Consider the following 18,154-nt stretch of genomic DNA (forward strand, 5'->3'; position numbering starts at 1 on the left):
CCCTTTAGACACCTTCTCCCAAAGGGGAGAAGGGAGCATATTCTGATTTAGATGAAATGATTGCTTCTGGACGTAGGTTACAGGAATTAATTTTAATATTACCTACGAAGAAAATATTTATTTAGGCAACGTCCTTAAATTTTTTATAGTTTTCGGATTTTTTATGCACCAAGACTCATTAAAATTGCACTCTGTATGCACTCTATATTATTTTTCAAAATTCTGAAAACTTCATAACCATTTGATTTTATTGGTCGGAGTGACAGGAATTGAACCTGCGACCCCTGCCTCCCGAAGGCAGTGCTCTACCAGGCTGAGCTACACTCCGTGCTGGGTGAAGGCAAGCCGTAACCCAGGTTTTCAGGTATCAAAAAACTTCTCTTAATCCTGGTGTCGTTGGGTTACACCCAGACTACTGCAATCAATAGCTTCTTTGTAAAGCGAATTCAGCCAAATTGATAAGTGCCTGTTTATACTTGGTCTCGGGTAATATCATCAACGCGGATAATGCTTTGTCGACTTCTTGAGCTGCAATGTTCTTGGTATATTCTATTGCTTTTGTTTCCTCAAGAGCTACCAGAATATCAGGTAAAAAGTCCAAACTGCCTTTTTTCAGGCTTTCTATGATTTGTTGTTTTTGTCGCTCAGTACCATGTTGTAATGCATGAATTAAAGGTAATGTGGCTTTCCCATCTGCCAAATCGTCCCCAATATTTTTGCCGATAGTTTTGGCATCAGAACAATAATCCAGAGCATCATCTATCAGTTGAAACGCATTACCTAAGTGCAGGCCATAGGCATAGAGGCTGTCTTGCATTTCCTTGGAGGCTTTGCTGATGATTGGGCCTATACAGGCAGCAGCTGCAAATAAAAGAGCTGTTTTTGCACGAATTACATCAAAATATTCATCAAATGTTAGTGCCGGGTTATGACGATTCGATAACTGTTTTACTTCACCACAGCTGATCTCAAGTGCGGTACTGGCAAAAAGCTTAAGTACTTCTGGATTTCCGGAGTCAACGATGAGTTCGATAGATTGAGTAAAAAGATAATCGCCCACTAGAATGCTTGCTTTGCTACCCCAGATGTCGTTTGCGGTCTGACGTCCTCTTCTTAATGTAGACTCGTCAATGACGTCGTCGTGGAGTAGTGTGGCTGTATGGAAAAATTCCACCATAGCAGCCAATATAATATGTTCATTACCTTGATAGCCACATGCATTACTTGCTAAAAGAACCAACAATGGCCGTAGCCTTTTACCGCCACTTTCTATGATGTGATGGGACATATCATCAATTAAGCCGATTTGCGATTCAATTTTATTCACAATTAGAGTATTAACTGCATTAAAATCGTCACTAACCAGCGCGCGTATACTGTCAATCGACATTGTTTGTCCTCTACGATTCAATCAGCAAATGCTAAGGTTTGTACCTACGTATTGTCAAGTAAAAGTAGGCTTAACTTGTAAGTACATCTGAGCAAAGTTCAAGATTTCTCTTCTAAGTTCGGGCCTTAACTTTGGCTTATACATTAAATCGAAAATGCATTACATCGCCATCACAAACGATGTACTCTTTACCTTCCAGACGTAATTTTCCTGCCTCCTTCGCACCTTGTTCTCCTTTACAGGAGATGAATGCATCGTATGCGATGACTTCTGCGCGAATAAAGCCTTTTTCAAAGTCTGAATGGATAACGCCTGCTGCTTGAGGTGCGGTAGCCCCTTTAGAAATTGTCCATGCTCTGACTTCTTTAACTCCAGCAGTAAAATACGTTTGTAACCCTAACAATTCATAACCTGCACGAATCACGCGATGTAATCCAGGTTCACTTAAACCTAAGTCTTCCATAAACTCTTGGCGATCAGCTTCATCCAACTCAACTAACTCTGCTTCAGTTGCAGCACATAAAGCAACAATGCTGGCTTTTTCTTGCATTGCTAAATTACGAACTTGCTCTAGTAAAGGATTATTTTCATAGCCATTGTCATCGACATTTGCAATGTAAAGGACGGGTTTCGCTGTGAGTAAAAAAAGACGACGCGCGATAGGCTCTTCTTCAGTACTCAATTCAAGAGTACGAACAGGATGTCCCTCATCAAGATGCGCCTTGATTTTTTCCAGGGTTTTCATTTCAAAAATTGCTTCTTTATTGCCACTACGGCTGTTTTTTCCTGCTTTTAATATGGCTTTTTCAAGAGTTTCCATATCTGCTAAAGCGAGTTCAGTATTAATGACTTCGATGTCACTCAGTGGATGAACCTGACCTTCCACATGAACGACATCTGTATTTTCAAAACAACGGACTACATGCGCAATCGCATCGGTTTCACGAATGTTTGCTAAAAACTGATTGCCTAGACCTTCGCCTTTGGATGCTCCTTTGACAATACCTGCAATATCAACAAATTGCATGGTTGCTGGTAGTACTTGTTGTGGTTTTACTATGTCACTTAAAGCGTCAAGACGAGGATCCGGAACAGTAACTATTCCGACATTGGGTTCAATCGTGCAAAAAGGATAGTTTGCCGCTTCAATACCTGCTTTGGTGAGTGCGTTGAACAGTGTTGATTTACCAACATTGGGCAAGCCCACGATGCCACATTTAAATCCCATGTGTAGTACCTCTATTGTTAAAACTATACCAACTGTTACGCTACATTCCTATATTAGGACTTTTGCATTGTGGGTAACAGTGCCTATACATTCAATTGATTCATTGCTCTGGCTAAATCACCTGAGAATACGGAAGGCATTACTGCTATGCCTCTATCAATTGCGTCATAAATTAACTGTCTGTCTTGTGCTGAGGGTCTACTGAGCACAAATTGATGAACTAAGTCTCTGTGGCCTGGATGACCAATTCCTATGCGTAAACGGTGAAATTCTGCGCTACCTAATTGAGCTATTATATCTCTTAAGCCATTATGACCACCATGACCCCCACCTGTTTTAAGTTTAATGCGTCCTGGGGGTAAATCCAGCTCATCATGCACAACCAATATTTCTGCAGGTGCAATTCGGTAAAATTGACTAATAAGTCGGGTTGGTTGGCCACTATGATTCATAAAAGTTGTAGGTAAAACCAACTTAGTTGAGTGCTGATTTAACTCCAAATCAGTCAGCTCGGCTTGCATTTTTTTTTCCAGCTTAAAAAAGGCACTATGGCGCTGAGCTAGAGAAGAGACTAACCATTCACCAGCATTATGTCGAGTATGTTCATATGCTGAGCCTGGATTACGCAAACCGATGATAAGTTTTATGGCCATGGTGTAGCTCTTTGATAGGGTTGTAATGCTTTTGTAGCCTGGGTGAAGCGAAGAGCGAAACCCGGGCTTCGCTTTGCTCCACCCAGGCTACTTTTACTACGGTTACATTTTTTCAATCAAACTTAAAAGATTACTCTTCATCTTTTTCAGAGCTAACAGTAGGAACATCAGATGCAGGAACTTCTGTAGCTTCTGCTTCTTCTTCTGCTGCGCTGACTCTAGGCATGTGAATGCTTACTACAGGAGCGTCATGGCTGCCATCGGTCACATCAACAGTTAGTTGTACGCCTTTAGGTAATTTTAAGTGAGATAGATGGACAACATCATCCATTTTTACATCAGCCATATCTACAGCGATAAACTCAGGTAAATCTTTTGCTTGGCAACGAACTTCTACTTGAGTCATGGTATGGTTAATAATACCGCCAGCTTTAATACCAGGCGCTTTGTCTTCATTGATAAAATGAATCGGTACTAATTTAATCAGAATGTCAGTTTTGGAAACGCGTTGTAAATCCATGTGCATTACAACTGGCTTGTAAGGATGTCGTTGCAATGCCTTTAAAATAACATGTTCTACTTTGCCATCAATGGTGATATCAAAAACACTGGAATAGATACTTTCAGTTTCTAAAGCTTTGACTACCTTGTTATGCTGAAAATGAATTGACATTGGCTTTTTATCGCCGCCGTAAATTACACCAGGTACTTTATTTTCAAGACGACGTAGGCGGCGGCTCGCACCTTTCCCCATATCCGTTCTTGTTTGTGCTTCTAAAAGGATGTTTGACATTGTATACTCCAAAAATTTATAAAATCCCAAAATTTAATCCGCGACCAGATTAAACACCGGATTATGAATTAAAAAATCCGGAAAGGGTGGCGAAGTATACAATATTTTAAAATGAACTTGAAGTCATTGTCATAATTTCATAGAATATGCGACTTTATGAATTTGTGATAGCCAATCAGGCGAGTTGGAGAAAAATTATGTATGCGGTAATCAAAACTGGCGGTAAGCAATACACCGTGAAGGAAGGTGATGTGTTAAAAATTGAATTACTGCCTGAAGATGTTGGCAATGAAATACAATTTAAAGAAGTACTCATGTTGGCTGATGGCGATAAAATCGTCTGTGGCACTCCATTAGTTGCTAAGGCAACAGTAAAAGCTGAAGTGCTTGATCATGGTCGTCACAAAAAAGTCAAAATTATCAAGTATCGTCGTCGTAAGCACCACAAGAAACAAATGGGGCACAGACAATATTATTCGCAAGTTAAAATTACTGCGATAAGTAAGTAAGAGAGGATAGCAATGGCTCATAAGAAAGCAGGTGGTAGTACTCGTAACGGCCGCGACTCGAATCCCAAGTATCTTGGCGTGAAGCGTTTTGGCGGTCAATTTGTTAATGCGGGTGAAATTATTGTAAGACAACGTGGTACACGTTTTCATCCAGGGCCTGGCGTAGGTTGTGGCCGTGATCACACTTTGTTTGCCTTGGTTGAAGGTTTAGTACAATTTGTTGTCAAGGGTGAAAAAAATCGTAAATATGTAACTATAGTTGCAGAGCAGAACGAAGAAACTGCTGCAAACTAATTTGGTTAGGCCCTATTACTGTATCCTGGAGGTGGCAGTGTTCGTGCTGTTCTCTTAATCCTGGTTATAAGTATTTACCTAATTACAATGTTGTTATTAACCCCGGCAACGGGGTTTTTTTTTATTTTGAGGTTGGTCATGAAATTCGTTGATGAAGCAGTGATAAAAATAGATGCAGGCAATGGCGGAAATGGTTGTCTAAGCTTCAGACGCGAAAAATTTATTCCCAAAGGAGGCCCTGATGGTGGTGATGGGGGCGATGGAGGTAGTGTTTACTTCGAGGCAAGCACCGATTTAAATACGCTTATTGATTTTCGTTACATGCGTCATTACAAAGCAGGTAATGGTCAACCTGGTATGGGCGGAAATTGTACTGGGAAAAAAGGTGATGATTTAACAATAAAAGTGCCTGTGGGTACTATGATTTATGATGTGGATACTGGGGAATTGCTTGGCGATATTAAAGAGCCCGGCGTGCCAGTATTAATTGCCCAAGGTGGTTTTCATGGCTTAGGAAATACCCGTTATAAGAGTAGTGTGAATCGCTCTCCAAGACAAACTTCTCCTGGAAGTCCAGGGGAGTCGCGGCATTTACGCTTGGAATTACGTGTTTTAGCTGATGTGGGTTTATTAGGGTTACCTAATGCAGGGAAGTCTACTTTAATTCGCGCAGTTTCTAGTTCAAAAGCTAAAGTAGCTGATTATCCCTTTACGACCTTACATCCGGGGTTAGGTGTGGTTAGTGTTTCTTCACACAAAAGTTTTGTCATGGCTGATATTCCTGGCCTTATTGAAGGGGCATCCACAGGGGCAGGACTTGGGCATCGGTTTTTAAAACATCTTGCACGTACTTGTGTGTTACTGCATGTCATTGATGTTGCTCCCCTTGATGAGAGTGATCCAGTTGCCTCAGCCAAAGCAATTATTCATGAGTTAGCAGAATACAATCCTGAGCTTTTACAAAAACCTCGATGGTTGGTATTGAACAAAATCGATATGCTACCTGATGCAGCCAGTCGGGACGAACGAATACAAGCCATAGTAAAGGGCTTGAATTGGCACGATAAAGTATTTGCCATTTCTGCAATCAGCGGCGAAGGAACACAACAACTGTGTTATTCATTGATGCAGCTGATTGATGAGATGAAAGAGTCTGAAGCATAACCACTCTGCAGCATGCTCCACTACTGCAGCAGTACGATAGGGTATAGTATGAGTTTCATGCCCCCCCTGATCGCGATTGCTGTAGTCAATAATTAATTGTGCAGTTCCAAGTGTTTGTTGCTGCTGCCAATATTCTGCCAAGCCGTTGATATGGAAAAATAATCTATTTTTATGCTGGCCACTAAAGTCCAATAAATGATGTATATTGGGTTTGCTAAGCAATAATTGTAATAATCCACCCGTAGCCTCATCGATAATTGTTATTGGTTTATCAATGGATGCAATTAATTCTCGCAAATTTTCAGAAGCTTTTTTATCTACGCTACTAATAATATGTGGCTTAAGGATGGGGTCAACAACTGCTTTTACTTTATCGGCAAGATTTGGCGTACAGCGCACCTTAAATTCAATATAAGGTGATTCCCAGCGATAACCGGTTTGGCAATCAATATTCTGCAGTGCCTCTTCCAATTTTTGGGCTATTTCGCTTTCTGGCAAGCCAAAAATTCGCCATTTCAGTATTTGTTTTTGACTGTGTGTCGTCTGTTGCAATATAGGTAATACATGATGATTAAACATAGGCAAGCATTCTCGAGGGGGCCCGGGTAATAAAAAAAAGTGTTTATTATTCCACGGATAGTAACAACCCATAGCACTACCTACAGGATTAGGCAAAAGCTGGGCATGCTCAGGGAAAAGGCTTTGTTGAATATTTCCTGGGTTAAGGCCTAAGTGTGCATCACGCAGTCGGCTTGTTATATGTTCAAGAGCAGCCGCGTGTTGTATTAATGTCTGACCAGTAAATTGAGATAAAGCAAAGCGAGTGAGATCATCGGTGGTTGGCCCAAGTCCACCAATGATAATGATGATGTCATGTTTTTGGGTCAAAAAGTGTAAACTGTTGATGATATCTGCTTCTTTGTCACTACATGAAACATGAACACCTAAAGGTAAGCCTTCAGAGCTTAGCGCATGGGCAATATCATGGCTATTCGTATTTAAAGTATCACCATGAACTATTTCATCACCGGTTGCTAAAATGCCTACCGTCATTGTCTGTTTCCCTAGTGTTCAATATGAGTTTGATTTTATAGCATAATTTGAAAATTCTGTAATAGTTGTTGACATTTATCCGCAAATTGCCTAATAACTAAAAAAGGTGGTTTTTTTTTAAGATAACTACGCATCATACCACCTGCTTTTTGCGATATTTGTAATGAAGGAGAAATTATGGAATTTTCAAGCCGTTATGTAGCGCATGTTCCTGACGCTCAAGGGTTTGTTAATTATTCTGAAAAAGAAAACTCAATTTGGAGTATTTTATTTGAACGACAAATAAAACTACTACCAGGAAGAGCTTGTGATGAATTCCTAACTGGATTAAAGACGTTAGACCTTAATTCGCAGGCAATTCCACAGATTCCAGATCTAAATCAAAAGCTTAAAGCAAAAACGGGGTGGCAAGTGTCTGCAGTTGCTGCGTTAATTTCCGCTCGGGAATTTTTTGAATTATTGGCAACAAAACATTTCCCCGTGGCTACGTTTATTCGTAATGAAGAAGAATTGAATTATGTAAAAGAGCCTGATCTTTTTCATGAGGTTTTTGGTCATTGTCCCATGTTGACGGACAAGGTTTATGCAGAGTTTGTTTACGATTATGCTCGGAAAGTACTAACTTTCCCTGAGTCTGATTGGCCCTTATTGCAACGGATGTTTTGGTTTACTGTTGAGTTTGGTTTGATTAAAAGCGTGAATGGCTTGCGCGCTTATGGCGGTGGGATACTGTCTTCGATTAGTGAAACAGTATATAGCGTTGAAAGCGATATTCCGCTTAGAGCGATGTTTGAACCAATAGCGGCATTTCGTATGCCCTATCGTATTGACATGTTACAACCAGTTTATTTTGTGATTAGTGATTACCAGGTTTTGTATGATTTTGTTTTATCGGATATAGGTAAACTCTTGGCTCGAACTCGGGAGTTAGGGGAGTTTCCACCACTGTTTAAGGTGGATCCAAATAACCCTAATATTCATATTCGAGCATGTTAATCGATCCCTTTTTCCCATGAGTTTTAGGATATTTAAGTAATAGCTCATCTAGAAAAGGTATGTATATTGTAATGAGCAGCCAGTCTTGTTAACATCGAGCAACTGTTTGTTCATTGGCTGTCGTATGTCAAGGAGCATTATTTGATTAAAGTATTAATTGTTGATGACCATGCATTGGTTAGAATGGGGATTCGACGATTACTCGAAGACATGTCGGATGTAGAAGTAGTTGCTGATGCAGAAAGCGGTGAGCAAGCTTTAGCACTAGTAAAAAAACATTCCCCTGACGTGGTCCTCTTAGATATGAAAATGCCTGGAATTGATGGCTGGGAAGTAACTCGCCGGTTGAAAAAATCAAATCCCCACGTTAAGGTTATTGCTGTCACTGCAATGTGTTCTGATGTGTTGCCTACTCGTGTGTTGCAATTGGGTGCCATGGGCTATCTGACAAAAGAGTCCGGTGCTGAAGAAATGGCTGCTGCGATACGTAAAGTTGCCAAAGGAGAAAGGTATCTCAGTGCTGAAATTGCTCAGAAAATGGCGATCAACAGCTTGGAAGAAGTACAAGGTTCACCTTTTGATGTATTATCTGAACGTGAAATGCAAGTCATGTTGATGATTACTCGTGGCATGAATGTTCAAGAAATTAGCGACCGATTGTTCCTTAGTACTAAAACTATTAATGGTTATCGCTATCGTACATTTGAAAAATTAGGCATTAAAAATGATGTAGAGCTTACTTATTTAGCTCTGAAGCATGGAATTATAGAAAATCCTATTGATCTGGCATCAGAAGATTAAAGGTGTTTGTCTAGCCTGGGTGCAGCGTAGCGGAACCCGGGTTTAACCTAGCAGCGGTGCTCCCGAGTTCCGCTACGCTGCATCCAGGCTACAAAGCATCCAAACACCATTATTTAGATCAAAAATCATTGTTATTATTACTACATGAATATTTCTACTGAATTAGCGTTGTTCCTTACTAAGCTGCCTAATGAACCCGGTGTTTATCGTATGTTGGATGAAGCAGGTACTGTTCTTTACGTAGGTAAAGCATCCAATCTCAAAAAACGGGTCACGAGTTATTTTAATAAACAAAATACGGGTATTAAAACACGTTCTTTGGTGAGCCAAATTGTCTCTATAGAAATTTCTGTGACGCGCAGTGAAACAGAAGCTTTATTATTGGAAAGCAATCTGATCAAGACATTAAAGCCAAAATACAATGTTTTGTTGCGAGATGATAAATCCTATCCCTACATCCATCTTTCCAATCATCCTGATTTTCCACGAATTGAAAGCTATCGCTCTAAGAAAAAGCCTCTTGCAGGGGATTTTTTTGGTCCTTATCCTAGTAGTTCCGCGGTAAAGGAAACTATAGTAACGATTCAAAAGGTTTTTAAAATTCGTAACTGTCGAGACAGTTATTTTAATGCCCGTTCAAGACCTTGTTTGCAATATCAAATCAAACGATGCACAGCACCTTGTGTCAATTATATCACTCCAGAAAATTACAAACGCTCAGTGCACGATGCCATGCGATTTTTACAAGGGAAGTCTCAATTAATTCTCGATGAACTTGCCAAGCGAATAGACAAAGCAGTAAGTGAATTGAATTTTGAAGAGGCTGCACTTTTGCGGGATCAAATTAAAAGTTTACGTTTGGTGCAAGAACAACAGGGTATTTTACAGTTGCGCGGTGATGCAGATGCTATTGCAATTGAGGTAAGTCCCGGTTTTGCCTGCGTTCAGTGTGCGACAATCCGTGAAGGCCAAGTATTAGCAAGCCATAGTTATTTTCCTTCTGTGCCGCAAAAAGGTTTGGATGATGAATTCAATATGGATGATTTGTGGCAACAAACTTTTGATGCATTTGTAGGATTCTATTATTTGGATAGCCCAGAGAAAATCCCTGCTTTAATTATTACTAACCATGATTTGGTTGATCACCAATCACTAGAAGAGGTCTTATCACAACAACGCGGTAAGTTATGTAAAATCCAAGTTAGTCCTCGTGGTATAAAATCCCGTTGGATGGATTTTGCACTTAATAATTTGCGTGTTTCAGTGGCTGAATATGTTACAAAACACGCCACAATGAAATCTCGTTTTCATGAGTTAGAGCAATTTTTAGGATTAAACGAGGCGATTCAACGCATGGAGTGTTTTGATATCAGCCATACCCAGGGTGAAGCAACCGTGGCATCGTGCGTGGTGTTTGATCATGAAGGGCCTTGTCCTAGTGAATATCGACGTTTTAATATCGAAGGCATTACTCCAGGAGATGATTATGCGGCAATGGAACAGGCAATTACGCGTCGCTTTAAACGCTTAGTAGAGGCTCAATCATTGCCGGATGTGCTCATTATCGATGGAGGCAAGGGGCAAGTTGCTGTAGCTCAGAAAGTACTCTTATCTTTGGGGATCTCAACAGTGCTCTTACTTGGTGTTGCTAAAGGGCCTTCACGAAAAGCTGGATGGGAAAAGCTGATTTTAGTGCATGAGGCACGTGAGCTAACTTTGCCCGATGACTCCAAGGCGTTACATTTGCTCCAACATATTCGAGACGAGGCGCATCGGTTTGCTATTACGGCTCACCGTAAAAAAAGACAGAAAAAGAGATTGGATTCAACGCTTGAAGATATTGAAGGCGTCGGAGCAAAACGTAGGCAAGCATTGCTGCATCGTTTTGGCGGAATCCGAGAGCTTGCCAAGGCTCCCATGGACGAAATTGCTAAAGTATCCGGTATTAGTGAACATCTGGCACAACGTATTTTTCAATTTTTTCATGGAGAAAACGTGTAGCTATGAAAATTGTAGCCTGGGTGTAGCGATGCGGAACCCGGGAATTACTGAACTCCATTTCTGCCCCAACCCCCTGTACTACTACACTCCGCCCAAGCAACTTATTATTAAACAAGAATATTCTTCATAACCCTAGCAAAAACTCTAGTATTCGTACTAAACTTAAATTAGATATGCTCGAATAATAATTAGAATAAATTGATATTTAAGCACAAATCTTGCATGTAAAAAAATAAAAGTAAGGTGAGAGGGGGGCATATGTATAAATTACTTTCAACTGCATTAATGATGTTTATGGTTGCCGTTGCGCATGCTGGTAATTTTTATGGCACTGGATTATGCGGTTACCCACAGTACAATTGTATTAAGGTGGAGTCGGGACAAAGTTGGGAAACCTTATTTCCGGATGAAAAGCAACGGGATATCGTCCAAAAAATCAATCGTACTTATAATCCCTTATGGACTGGTAAGGTGATTGCCGTTCCAAAAAATCTAGCGTACCTCACTGTTTTTGATGTTTCTCCTTTCCCGCTAAAAATTCCAAATGAACATCAAAAACAAATTATCGTCGATCAAGATAAACTGGCTTTTGGAGCCTATGACGCCGAAGGTAATTTGGTGAGATGGGGACCAATTTCATCAGGAAGAGATCGATGTCCTGACGCCAATCGTTCTTGCCGCACTCTAACAGGGATTTATCGAGTATTCAGTAAAGAAAATGAAAAATGTGTGTCCGATGTGTTCCCTATCGGTAAAGGTGGCGCGAAGATGCCTTTCTGCATGTTTTTCCATAAAGGTTTCGCATTGCATGGTTCTTCAGACATTCCAGGAGTAAGAGCAAGCCATGGATGTGTTCGCATGTTTACCGAGGATGCTAAATGGTTAAATCTGAATTTTGTTGAGTTATCAAGCGAACGAAATAATTTTAGGGGTACAACAGTTATTGTTCGTCCAATAAATGACAGTGAGTGAGAAATAAGATGAATACAATTAAAAAAATCACTTCGATTTCATTGATGCTTTTCTTGGGGCTACTGTCTACGCACCTTGATGCAGCCAAATCTAAAAAAATTGATCCTAAAGAAGCACAAGCTAAGGCAGAAAAAGAAGAGGCTCGATTTCCTATAGGATGCAGGCCGGTGGGATATAAAGAAAGTTTAAAAGTATTGTCTCTTTTTCCTGGAAAAGAGGGGGCTTTGCAATCCTTGTATTTCTTTTTTAATCAATTGCCACAAACTGTGAGTCTGTATCAAATGCGAGATGAAGACAGTCAGTATACTACTCGATACAATCATACAATAGGTGGCCGTCAATGGGCAGCTTTGGCTACCGGAGAGCCATTAGTCAAATTTATTTGTACTTTAGGTGATGGCAAAACCTCTTATGGAAAAATTATTGATTGTGCTGATACGATAAAAGTATGTGAATATGTCAATGTTAAGTTTGGTTTAAATAATAAAGGCAATTTCTGGATAGTAGATGGCACTACAAGAAATGGGGCCGTTAATGAGGTGGTGCATTATGGCATAATACCGGGGGTATAATCTGAAAGTATAATAATCAAAATTCAGGTGAAATTGCCGTGCAAAGAGGGAGAATTTTCATGAAAGCGCTAGTACCTTGGGTATGTTTATTCGTTGCATCAGCAAGCCAACATGCTTTTGCTGATGATTTCAGTGCCTATCGATTAGGGAATTATAATAAAGCGATAGAGCCTTTAATGAATCAATCAGGGAAAAATGCAGTTGCTGATTACTACTTGGGGCGAATTTATCTTTATGGATATGGTCAATTAAAAAATACTCAATTGGCGATGCGCTATTTTACCCAATCAGCGCAAAAAGGGTATCTTCCTGCAATCCAGATTCTGGCCAAATACACTTTATTACATGAGAAAGATCCACAACAGGCTTTTGCATGGTTTAAAAAAGCGGCAGATGCTGGCGATGTTGATGCACAAATGTTTACAGCAGCGGCATACATGTATGGGGTTGGCGTAAAGCGTAACTCGGATGCTGCTACTCGTTATTACATTAATGCGGCAAAAAATGGTAACTCTATTGCACAATTTACTTTAGCAGCGAATTTTATTGATAGTCGTAATTCAGCAAATAAAAAATTAGGTCTTATCTGGTTAAATAAGGCTGTGAACAATGGTAACACCCAGGCAATAACCAGATTGGGACAACTTTATCTTGAAGGGAAGCTGGTTGATAAGGATGAAAAGAAAGGTGAGGAATTACTAAACCAAGCAGCTGCTCAAGGTTTTGCACCTGCAATGGTTGCTTTGGGTGAGTTGGCGCTGCAGAACAATCAAAAAGAACAAGCCTTGAAGTGGTTTACCCAGGCAACAAATCAGCATAATGATGAAGCATATTTGGATTTGGCTCATATTTATTTACAAACTAAAAGCCCAGTTTATGATCCAAAAACTGCCTTCATGTGGACCTTAAAAGCAGCGCAAGATGGCTTACCACAAGGAAAACGTGAATTGGCTGCAATGTATCAAAAAGGGATAGGCGTAGATGCTGATCCTAATTTGGCTAAGCAATGGCTCAATCAGGCGAATCAAGACGAAAGCTCAAAAAATCAAGAGGCTGCTTTAGCACAGGCAGCACTTTGGTTAAGTAATGGTACAACAGATAAATTGGAGCAAACAGACTTTCAAATGAAAGGAATATTGAGTGCTTGGCAAAATCCCACAGTATTAGGCGATTTTGCTTATAATCAGGCACCACAATTGAAACGGGTCATGCGTCAATCTATTTTTAAACCCCAGTTTGAATTAGTTCAACCTAATGATGTTCCTATAACCAGTTACTATGATGCAATTTTGAATAAAACCCCTGGTTTTCAGGCGAATCAATGGACATATCCTCTCTATCCTCTGGATCAACAATTATCTGCTTTAGATAGGATAAATACGCCAATATATGCCCAAATAAATCAACCCGTACCTTATATTGATGCCAATTATTATGATTATGATGATAATTCACAAGCCAGTGTCATAGATTTATGGACTCAAGGATGGCAAGCACAACTTAACTATATGTGTATGTTTAATCATTTATACTTTAAGGCGATATTGGGAGATGCTCAATCACAATTTCAAATAGGGCAAATGTTTCAATATGGCATTGGTGTGGCGCAAAGTGATTCTTCTGCAATTATTTTTTATCAAAATGCAGCGCAACAACAACATTTGGGCGCTGAATACAATTTAGGGATTTTATATTTGCAGCATGCCAAGGACAAACAAGATTATCAGCTTGCATTAAATGATTTGACTGATGCGGCTTTTAAAGGCAATAAAAAATCTCAATATGTTTTGGCTAGAATTCTGTCACAAGGCATAACTGGCCCAGACGGCACAGTATACATCCAACCAAATCAAGAACAAGCGACGTCTATGTTATATCTTGCTGCAGCGAATAATTATGGCCCTGCAGAATATGAGTTAGCAGATAACTTAGCACGTCAAAATGATAGTGGCTTGAGTGTGAATGTGAGACAGCACAAAATAGCGATGATTCGTCAATTGTATCAAGGAGCAGCAGAGCGTGGTGTTTCTCAAGCGTTACTGCCGCTTGCGTTTTATAATGCGATGGATCAGGACAAACAAAGACAAGCACACGCTTTTCTGGTTGCTAAGGAACAAGCGGCTACTGGTGATGAAAACGCTGCGTTATTACTCGGTTTGCTCTATGACAGGGGTATTGGTGTAAAAGCAGATCCAGGACAAGCGATTACTTGGTACCAACAAGCAGGACAAAATGCGGTGAGCGATTTTATCCTGGGGACTTATACTGCTGAAGGAAAAGGAATTGCGAAAGACAAGCAAAAAGGTATCGCGCAATTACAGCAATCTGTTGATGACAAGTTCTCATATGCTGACTTTAATATGGCAGTATTAGAGAAACAAAGCAAAGAAGACTTTTTACCTAATTTGATCCGCTCTTATAAATTAGGGAACAGTCATGCTGGTATTGTTTTAGCTGATTACTATTTAGCAGAAAATTCTGATCCGCAAAAAATGCAAGAAGCCAAACAAATTTATACCGGCTTGGCTGCAAAAGGAGATCAGTATGCGCAATTGAAATTAGCTTTTATGCTGGAAAAAGGATTGGGTGCTGAACCTAACTTGGCAGATGCACAACGTTGGTACACTGCTTCTGCGGAGCAAGGCAATCCTCTTGCTCAGTATTTATTAGCCCAATTTTATCAACTGGGTGAAAGTGGAGAGCCTGATTATAGTTTGGCTAAGCAGTGGTATCAGAAAGCAGCCACAGCTCTGCCAGAGGCTTCTGTCGCCTTAGGCTTTATTGATGAAACAGTCAATGATAATTATGCTCAGGCGTTAAAAGATTATGAACAAGCTGCCGCAAAAGGGGATGCTTTAGGGGTATATAATCTGGCGCTCATGTATTTATATGGTAAAGGAACGCCAGTCAATTACCAAAAAGCCAGAGACTTATTTGTGCAAGCAGCAACTCAGCAGGTTCATGAGGCAATGAATCAATTAGGAGCAATTTATTTCAATGGCTTGGGGCAATCTCGTGATACGCAACAAGCTTTATCCTGGTATCAAAAAGCAGCGGCTTTAGGAAATGCTAATGCGCTTTACCAGTTGGGATTATTGTCTGAAACGGGAGTTACTACCAAGCTTGATTTCAATAGCGCACTCAAATACTACCAACAATCTGCAGATAAAGGGAATGAGAAAGCGATGTTGGCTTTAGCAAGAATGTACCATTATGGTTTGGGTGTTGAGAAAAACCCAAAAATGGCCGCAAGTCTTTATGAAAAATTGGCCGTACGTCAAAATGCTTACGCACAATATCAATTAGGTACTTATTATCTTGAGGGCACTGCGGGTGAGCGTTCTGTTTCTAAAGGCAAGCAATTATTGCAGCAGGCCAGTGATAATGGCTGCATGCAGGCACGTAAAGTTTTACAGAGATTGGAAGCACAAACTCAAGCTCGTGTCAGTTTTATTGAGCCTGTATTGATGAATAAAGTGCCTGTTACTGCAGGACAAACTGCAGATTTTATGTATCTAGAAGCAGTAAATGAGTGGAATCAAGGAGATGAAATTTTATCACGTATGATTTTACAGCGTTTAGTGACCCAATATCCCAATTTCGCACCTGCAAAACGTACTTTTGATCAATTGAATCAAGCACGAAGAGTAAGTATTTATGGTTAGGTAATTCACCAGTTTAGTCCCGGGTGATGCATGGCATAACCCGGGAAGTACAGCATGATGTTCCTGCTTATTCGTGATTGACCAAGTAGCACTATTAATGCAAAAGCAAAGGATAACAAAGAAACACATATCACATGGCCGGTAGTAACTCCAACGTTCTCCTTTCTTTTTAAAGTATAACTGCTTTAAATTTAAGGCAGTTACACCGATTGCACATCTAAAATATCGCAATGCAATAAGCTTCTTGTATATAAAATCATATGCTATCATAATAAAAATCAACACTGTATTTTTTTAGGCCAATACTTACATGGGCGGTAAAACTTCATTCCACTCCGGTTTTCTCACTACACCATTCGCTCAATATCAAGGTGATAAGTCTCCTGAGCTTTCAAAAGATGACTTAGATTGGTTGATTGGAAAGCTTTATCATTTTGTAATGAATACCCCTAAGGCCAGTGATTTGCTGCAAAGTAATTTTTCCTACTGGCTAACTTACGCCCTTCAAAGTGCTGTAAGCTTGTATGATGAGGGTGCAGTACAACAGATTTGTTCGCTTTTTTATCAATTGAACTCTGCTGAAAATCCAGATATTTTAATTTCAATTTTTGCGCAGTCCCTTGGCGGAAAATTTGCAGGGCAAACTGTTGCTTATGCATGGATGGACAGTCTCTTTTCTGCAACTTACGACCCCAGAAATACCTCAGCAGTTGTTGCTATACACTATATTTTTAGTCAACTGTTAGAGCAAAAGGGAGATGCTCTTTCTAATGTTGTCACAAAAAATATGGAGGAAGGGAGCGAAAAAGGGAAAAATGCGATTCTTGTACTTACGCGTGCTTTGGCAAATGCTACTACACCGACCACTCAGTCTACAGCTGAGTTACTTGCTAAACTCTTGATGGGATTTGTTAAAAAGTCTCCAGCTATTCTGGGTACTTCTTTGACTCAGGAAATTAGACATGGTTCTTTTCAAGGTAAAAGTGGCGTCTATGTTTTAGCGGGTGCAATAAATAATGCGGTAGATAATAATGCGAAACTCATACAGCTAATTAGTGACATTCTGATCGATTTGAATAAAATTTGCTCTCAAGATTTGATTGATGCTTTATGTAAAATTCATGATCAAGGTCCTTATAAAGGGAAACATGTTCTACACATTATTCTGATTTCACTTGTTTCTGCTGCATACAGCAGACGAAGCTCAGAAGCTGTAAAGACTTTAACTCATCTAGTGCACCACTTGTGGAAGAAAGATACGAGTGAAAAAGTTAATTTAGCTTTAATGGACACCATTCATGATGGGGAGCATGTTAATCTAAATGGCATTATGATGTTAGTGCGTGCCATGGTTGCTGCAATCGACCATCAAATTCCAATAGCGCAAATATCTGACTTTTTAGTTGATTTGATTCAGACAGGTCCTAAAGGGCTAGGCGATGCTTTTATGCACTGCGCGCCTGAAAGTACGATTGGCGATTATACTCATTCGCCTTTAGTGCTCTTAATTAGTGCCCTACAAAATACTCAAGATGTGGTTTCGAAAACAAACGTTCATGATGTAATCATTAAGCTAGCAGGCTCTAAATCAGCGATTGAAATGTTGTTTTCATTAAGTGGTGATGAAAAATTATTTTTTATTGGCGAGTTGAAAAAAGTTCATTCTCTGACTGATAAACAGGTAACCTGGCTTACTGAAACTGATAGTAAGACGTTAAAAGCAAGCTCTGCTTCCCTGGATTCTCGTTTTTTTTTGGGAAAAAATAGCATGTGTAAAGGGCCGCATTTTTTTGCAACATTCCCCCCCATTCCTAAAGCTGATGAACAAAAAAATAGTTACAGTAAAGAAGACAGTTATCAACGGCATGATGATAGAGAGGTCAGTTTCGGGTGTTGTAGCCTTTAGATTGATATCTATTCCCCATATACACCTTCATTAGTTAATTGTTTTTATTAAAGCAATAGGTACTTTTCATAGGACTATAAATGCAAGCAAGGATTGCTTGTATTTTAAACATAGGTTAAAATATGCAACCAATATGGATCTTTTTTTGCATTTTATA

Annotated in this window: 15 protein-coding genes and 1 tRNA gene; 10 read left to right on the forward strand and 6 right to left on the reverse strand. The window is 39.8% G+C overall.

All coding sequences use genetic code 11. The annotated features are described in order from the left end of the window. Window positions 1-251: 251 nt before the first annotated feature. The 5 genes from BGO44_RS18385 to BGO44_RS18405 all read right to left on the reverse strand — a co-directional run bounded on the left by BGO44_RS18385 (window position 252) and on the right by BGO44_RS18405 (window position 4,064). Window positions 252-328, reverse strand: a tRNA-Pro gene (locus BGO44_RS18385). A gap of 93 nt (window positions 329-421) precedes the next feature. Further along, complete coding sequence (locus BGO44_RS18390) at window positions 422-1,390, reverse strand: polyprenyl synthetase family protein (protein ID WP_058510664.1); 969 nt, start codon at window positions 1,388-1,390, stop codon at window positions 422-424. A gap of 136 nt (window positions 1,391-1,526) precedes the next feature. Beyond that, complete coding sequence (ychF, locus tag BGO44_RS18395; RefSeq protein ID WP_058510663.1) at window positions 1,527-2,618, reverse strand: redox-regulated ATPase YchF; 1,092 nt, start codon at window positions 2,616-2,618, stop codon at window positions 1,527-1,529. A gap of 83 nt (window positions 2,619-2,701) precedes the next feature. Continuing rightward, window positions 2,702-3,271, reverse strand: coding sequence for an aminoacyl-tRNA hydrolase (gene pth, locus BGO44_RS18400; protein ID WP_058510662.1), 570 nt, complete (start codon window positions 3,269-3,271; stop codon window positions 2,702-2,704). A 130-nt stretch (window positions 3,272-3,401) separates the two neighbouring features. Next, the gene (locus BGO44_RS18405) at window positions 3,402-4,064 is read right to left on the reverse strand and encodes a 50S ribosomal protein L25/general stress protein Ctc (RefSeq protein ID WP_058510661.1); all 663 of its coding nucleotides are present in this window, start codon (window positions 4,062-4,064) and stop codon (window positions 3,402-3,404) included. A gap of 197 nt (window positions 4,065-4,261) precedes the next feature. Here BGO44_RS18405 and rplU point away from each other — a divergent pair, with 197 nt between their 5' ends. The 3 genes from rplU (at window position 4,262) to cgtA (ending at window position 6,031) form a co-directional block, all read left to right on the forward strand. Then, the gene (rplU, locus tag BGO44_RS18410) at window positions 4,262-4,573 is read left to right on the forward strand and encodes a 50S ribosomal protein L21 (RefSeq protein ID WP_058510660.1); all 312 of its coding nucleotides are present in this window, start codon (window positions 4,262-4,264) and stop codon (window positions 4,571-4,573) included. Window positions 4,574-4,585: 12 nt separating this feature from the next. Continuing rightward, the gene (gene rpmA, locus BGO44_RS18415) at window positions 4,586-4,867 is read left to right on the forward strand and encodes a 50S ribosomal protein L27 (protein ID WP_058510659.1); all 282 of its coding nucleotides are present in this window, start codon (window positions 4,586-4,588) and stop codon (window positions 4,865-4,867) included. Between the two features lie 138 nt (window positions 4,868-5,005). Next, window positions 5,006-6,031 carry an Obg family GTPase CgtA gene (gene cgtA, locus BGO44_RS18420; protein WP_058510658.1) on the forward strand — a complete coding sequence of 342 codons (1,026 nt, stop codon included), beginning with the start codon at window positions 5,006-5,008 and terminating at the stop codon, window positions 6,029-6,031. Here the strand turns inward: cgtA and BGO44_RS18425 are convergent. Next, window positions 5,987-7,084: a competence/damage-inducible protein A gene (locus BGO44_RS18425; protein WP_058510657.1), complete on the reverse strand. Its 1,098-nt coding sequence runs from the start codon at window positions 7,082-7,084 to the stop codon at window positions 5,987-5,989. The genes cgtA and BGO44_RS18425 overlap by 45 nt on opposite strands. A 177-nt stretch (window positions 7,085-7,261) precedes the next feature. On the opposite strand from BGO44_RS18425, the gene phhA reads away from it, so the two are divergent. The 7 genes from phhA to BGO44_RS18460 all read left to right on the forward strand — a co-directional run bounded on the left by phhA (window position 7,262) and on the right by BGO44_RS18460 (window position 17,997). After that, the gene (gene phhA / locus BGO44_RS18430) at window positions 7,262-8,080 is read left to right on the forward strand and encodes a phenylalanine 4-monooxygenase (RefSeq protein WP_058510656.1); all 819 of its coding nucleotides are present in this window, start codon (window positions 7,262-7,264) and stop codon (window positions 8,078-8,080) included. 141 nt (window positions 8,081-8,221) lie between these two features. Continuing rightward, complete coding sequence (letA, locus tag BGO44_RS18435) at window positions 8,222-8,881, forward strand: two-component system response regulator LetA (RefSeq protein ID WP_273201468.1); 660 nt, start codon at window positions 8,222-8,224, stop codon at window positions 8,879-8,881. Window positions 8,882-9,025: 144 nt separating this feature from the next. Then, entirely contained in the window at window positions 9,026-10,882 is a 1,857-nt protein-coding gene (gene uvrC, locus BGO44_RS18440; protein WP_273201470.1) for an excinuclease ABC subunit UvrC, read from the forward strand. Between the two features lie 258 nt (window positions 10,883-11,140). Further along, window positions 11,141-11,854 carry a L,D-transpeptidase gene (locus BGO44_RS18445; protein ID WP_273201472.1) on the forward strand — a complete coding sequence of 238 codons (714 nt, stop codon included), beginning with the start codon at window positions 11,141-11,143 and terminating at the stop codon, window positions 11,852-11,854. 8 nt (window positions 11,855-11,862) lie between these two features. Further along, complete coding sequence (locus tag BGO44_RS18450) at window positions 11,863-12,426, forward strand: hypothetical protein (RefSeq protein ID WP_058510652.1); 564 nt, start codon at window positions 11,863-11,865, stop codon at window positions 12,424-12,426. A 59-nt stretch (window positions 12,427-12,485) separates the two neighbouring features. Next, on the forward strand, window positions 12,486-16,091 hold the full coding sequence (locus BGO44_RS18455) for an SEL1-like repeat protein (protein WP_273201474.1): 3,606 nt from the start codon (window positions 12,486-12,488) through the stop codon (window positions 16,089-16,091). Between the two features lie 310 nt (window positions 16,092-16,401). Further along, window positions 16,402-17,997 (forward strand): hypothetical protein, encoded by a 1,596-nt coding sequence (locus BGO44_RS18460; protein ID WP_273201476.1) that lies wholly within the window; start codon window positions 16,402-16,404, stop codon window positions 17,995-17,997. The last annotated feature ends 157 nt before the right edge of the window (window positions 17,998-18,154 follow it).

Origin of the sequence: Legionella sp. 39-23 (genome assembly GCF_001897665.1) — a bacterium.
Lineage (GTDB): Bacteria > Pseudomonadota > Gammaproteobacteria > Legionellales > Legionellaceae > Legionella > Legionella steelei.

Coding starts and splice junctions, on each gene's coding strand:
- ychF (WP_058510663.1), bottom strand. CDS start 2,618: ATGGGATTTAAATGTGGCATCGTGGGCTTGCCCAATGTTGGTAAATCA.
- cgtA (WP_058510658.1), top strand. CDS start 5,006: ATGAAATTCGTTGATGAAGCAGTGATAAAAATAGATGCAGGCAATGGC.
- phhA (WP_058510656.1), top strand. CDS start 7,262: ATGGAATTTTCAAGCCGTTATGTAGCGCATGTTCCTGACGCTCAAGGG.
- uvrC (WP_273201470.1), top strand. CDS start 9,026: ATGAATATTTCTACTGAATTAGCGTTGTTCCTTACTAAGCTGCCTAAT.
- BGO44_RS18455 (WP_273201474.1), top strand. CDS start 12,486: ATGAAAGCGCTAGTACCTTGGGTATGTTTATTCGTTGCATCAGCAAGC.
- pth (WP_058510662.1), bottom strand. CDS start 3,271: ATGGCCATAAAACTTATCATCGGTTTGCGTAATCCAGGCTCAGCATAT.
- rpmA (WP_058510659.1), top strand. CDS start 4,586: ATGGCTCATAAGAAAGCAGGTGGTAGTACTCGTAACGGCCGCGACTCG.
- BGO44_RS18425 (WP_058510657.1), bottom strand. CDS start 7,084: ATGACGGTAGGCATTTTAGCAACCGGTGATGAAATAGTTCATGGTGAT.
- BGO44_RS18460 (WP_273201476.1), top strand. CDS start 16,402: ATGGGCGGTAAAACTTCATTCCACTCCGGTTTTCTCACTACACCATTC.
- BGO44_RS18405 (WP_058510661.1), bottom strand. CDS start 4,064: ATGTCAAACATCCTTTTAGAAGCACAAACAAGAACGGATATGGGGAAA.
- BGO44_RS18450 (WP_058510652.1), top strand. CDS start 11,863: ATGAATACAATTAAAAAAATCACTTCGATTTCATTGATGCTTTTCTTG.
- rplU (WP_058510660.1), top strand. CDS start 4,262: ATGTATGCGGTAATCAAAACTGGCGGTAAGCAATACACCGTGAAGGAA.
- BGO44_RS18445 (WP_273201472.1), top strand. CDS start 11,141: ATGTATAAATTACTTTCAACTGCATTAATGATGTTTATGGTTGCCGTT.
- BGO44_RS18390 (WP_058510664.1), bottom strand. CDS start 1,390: ATGTCGATTGACAGTATACGCGCGCTGGTTAGTGACGATTTTAATGCA.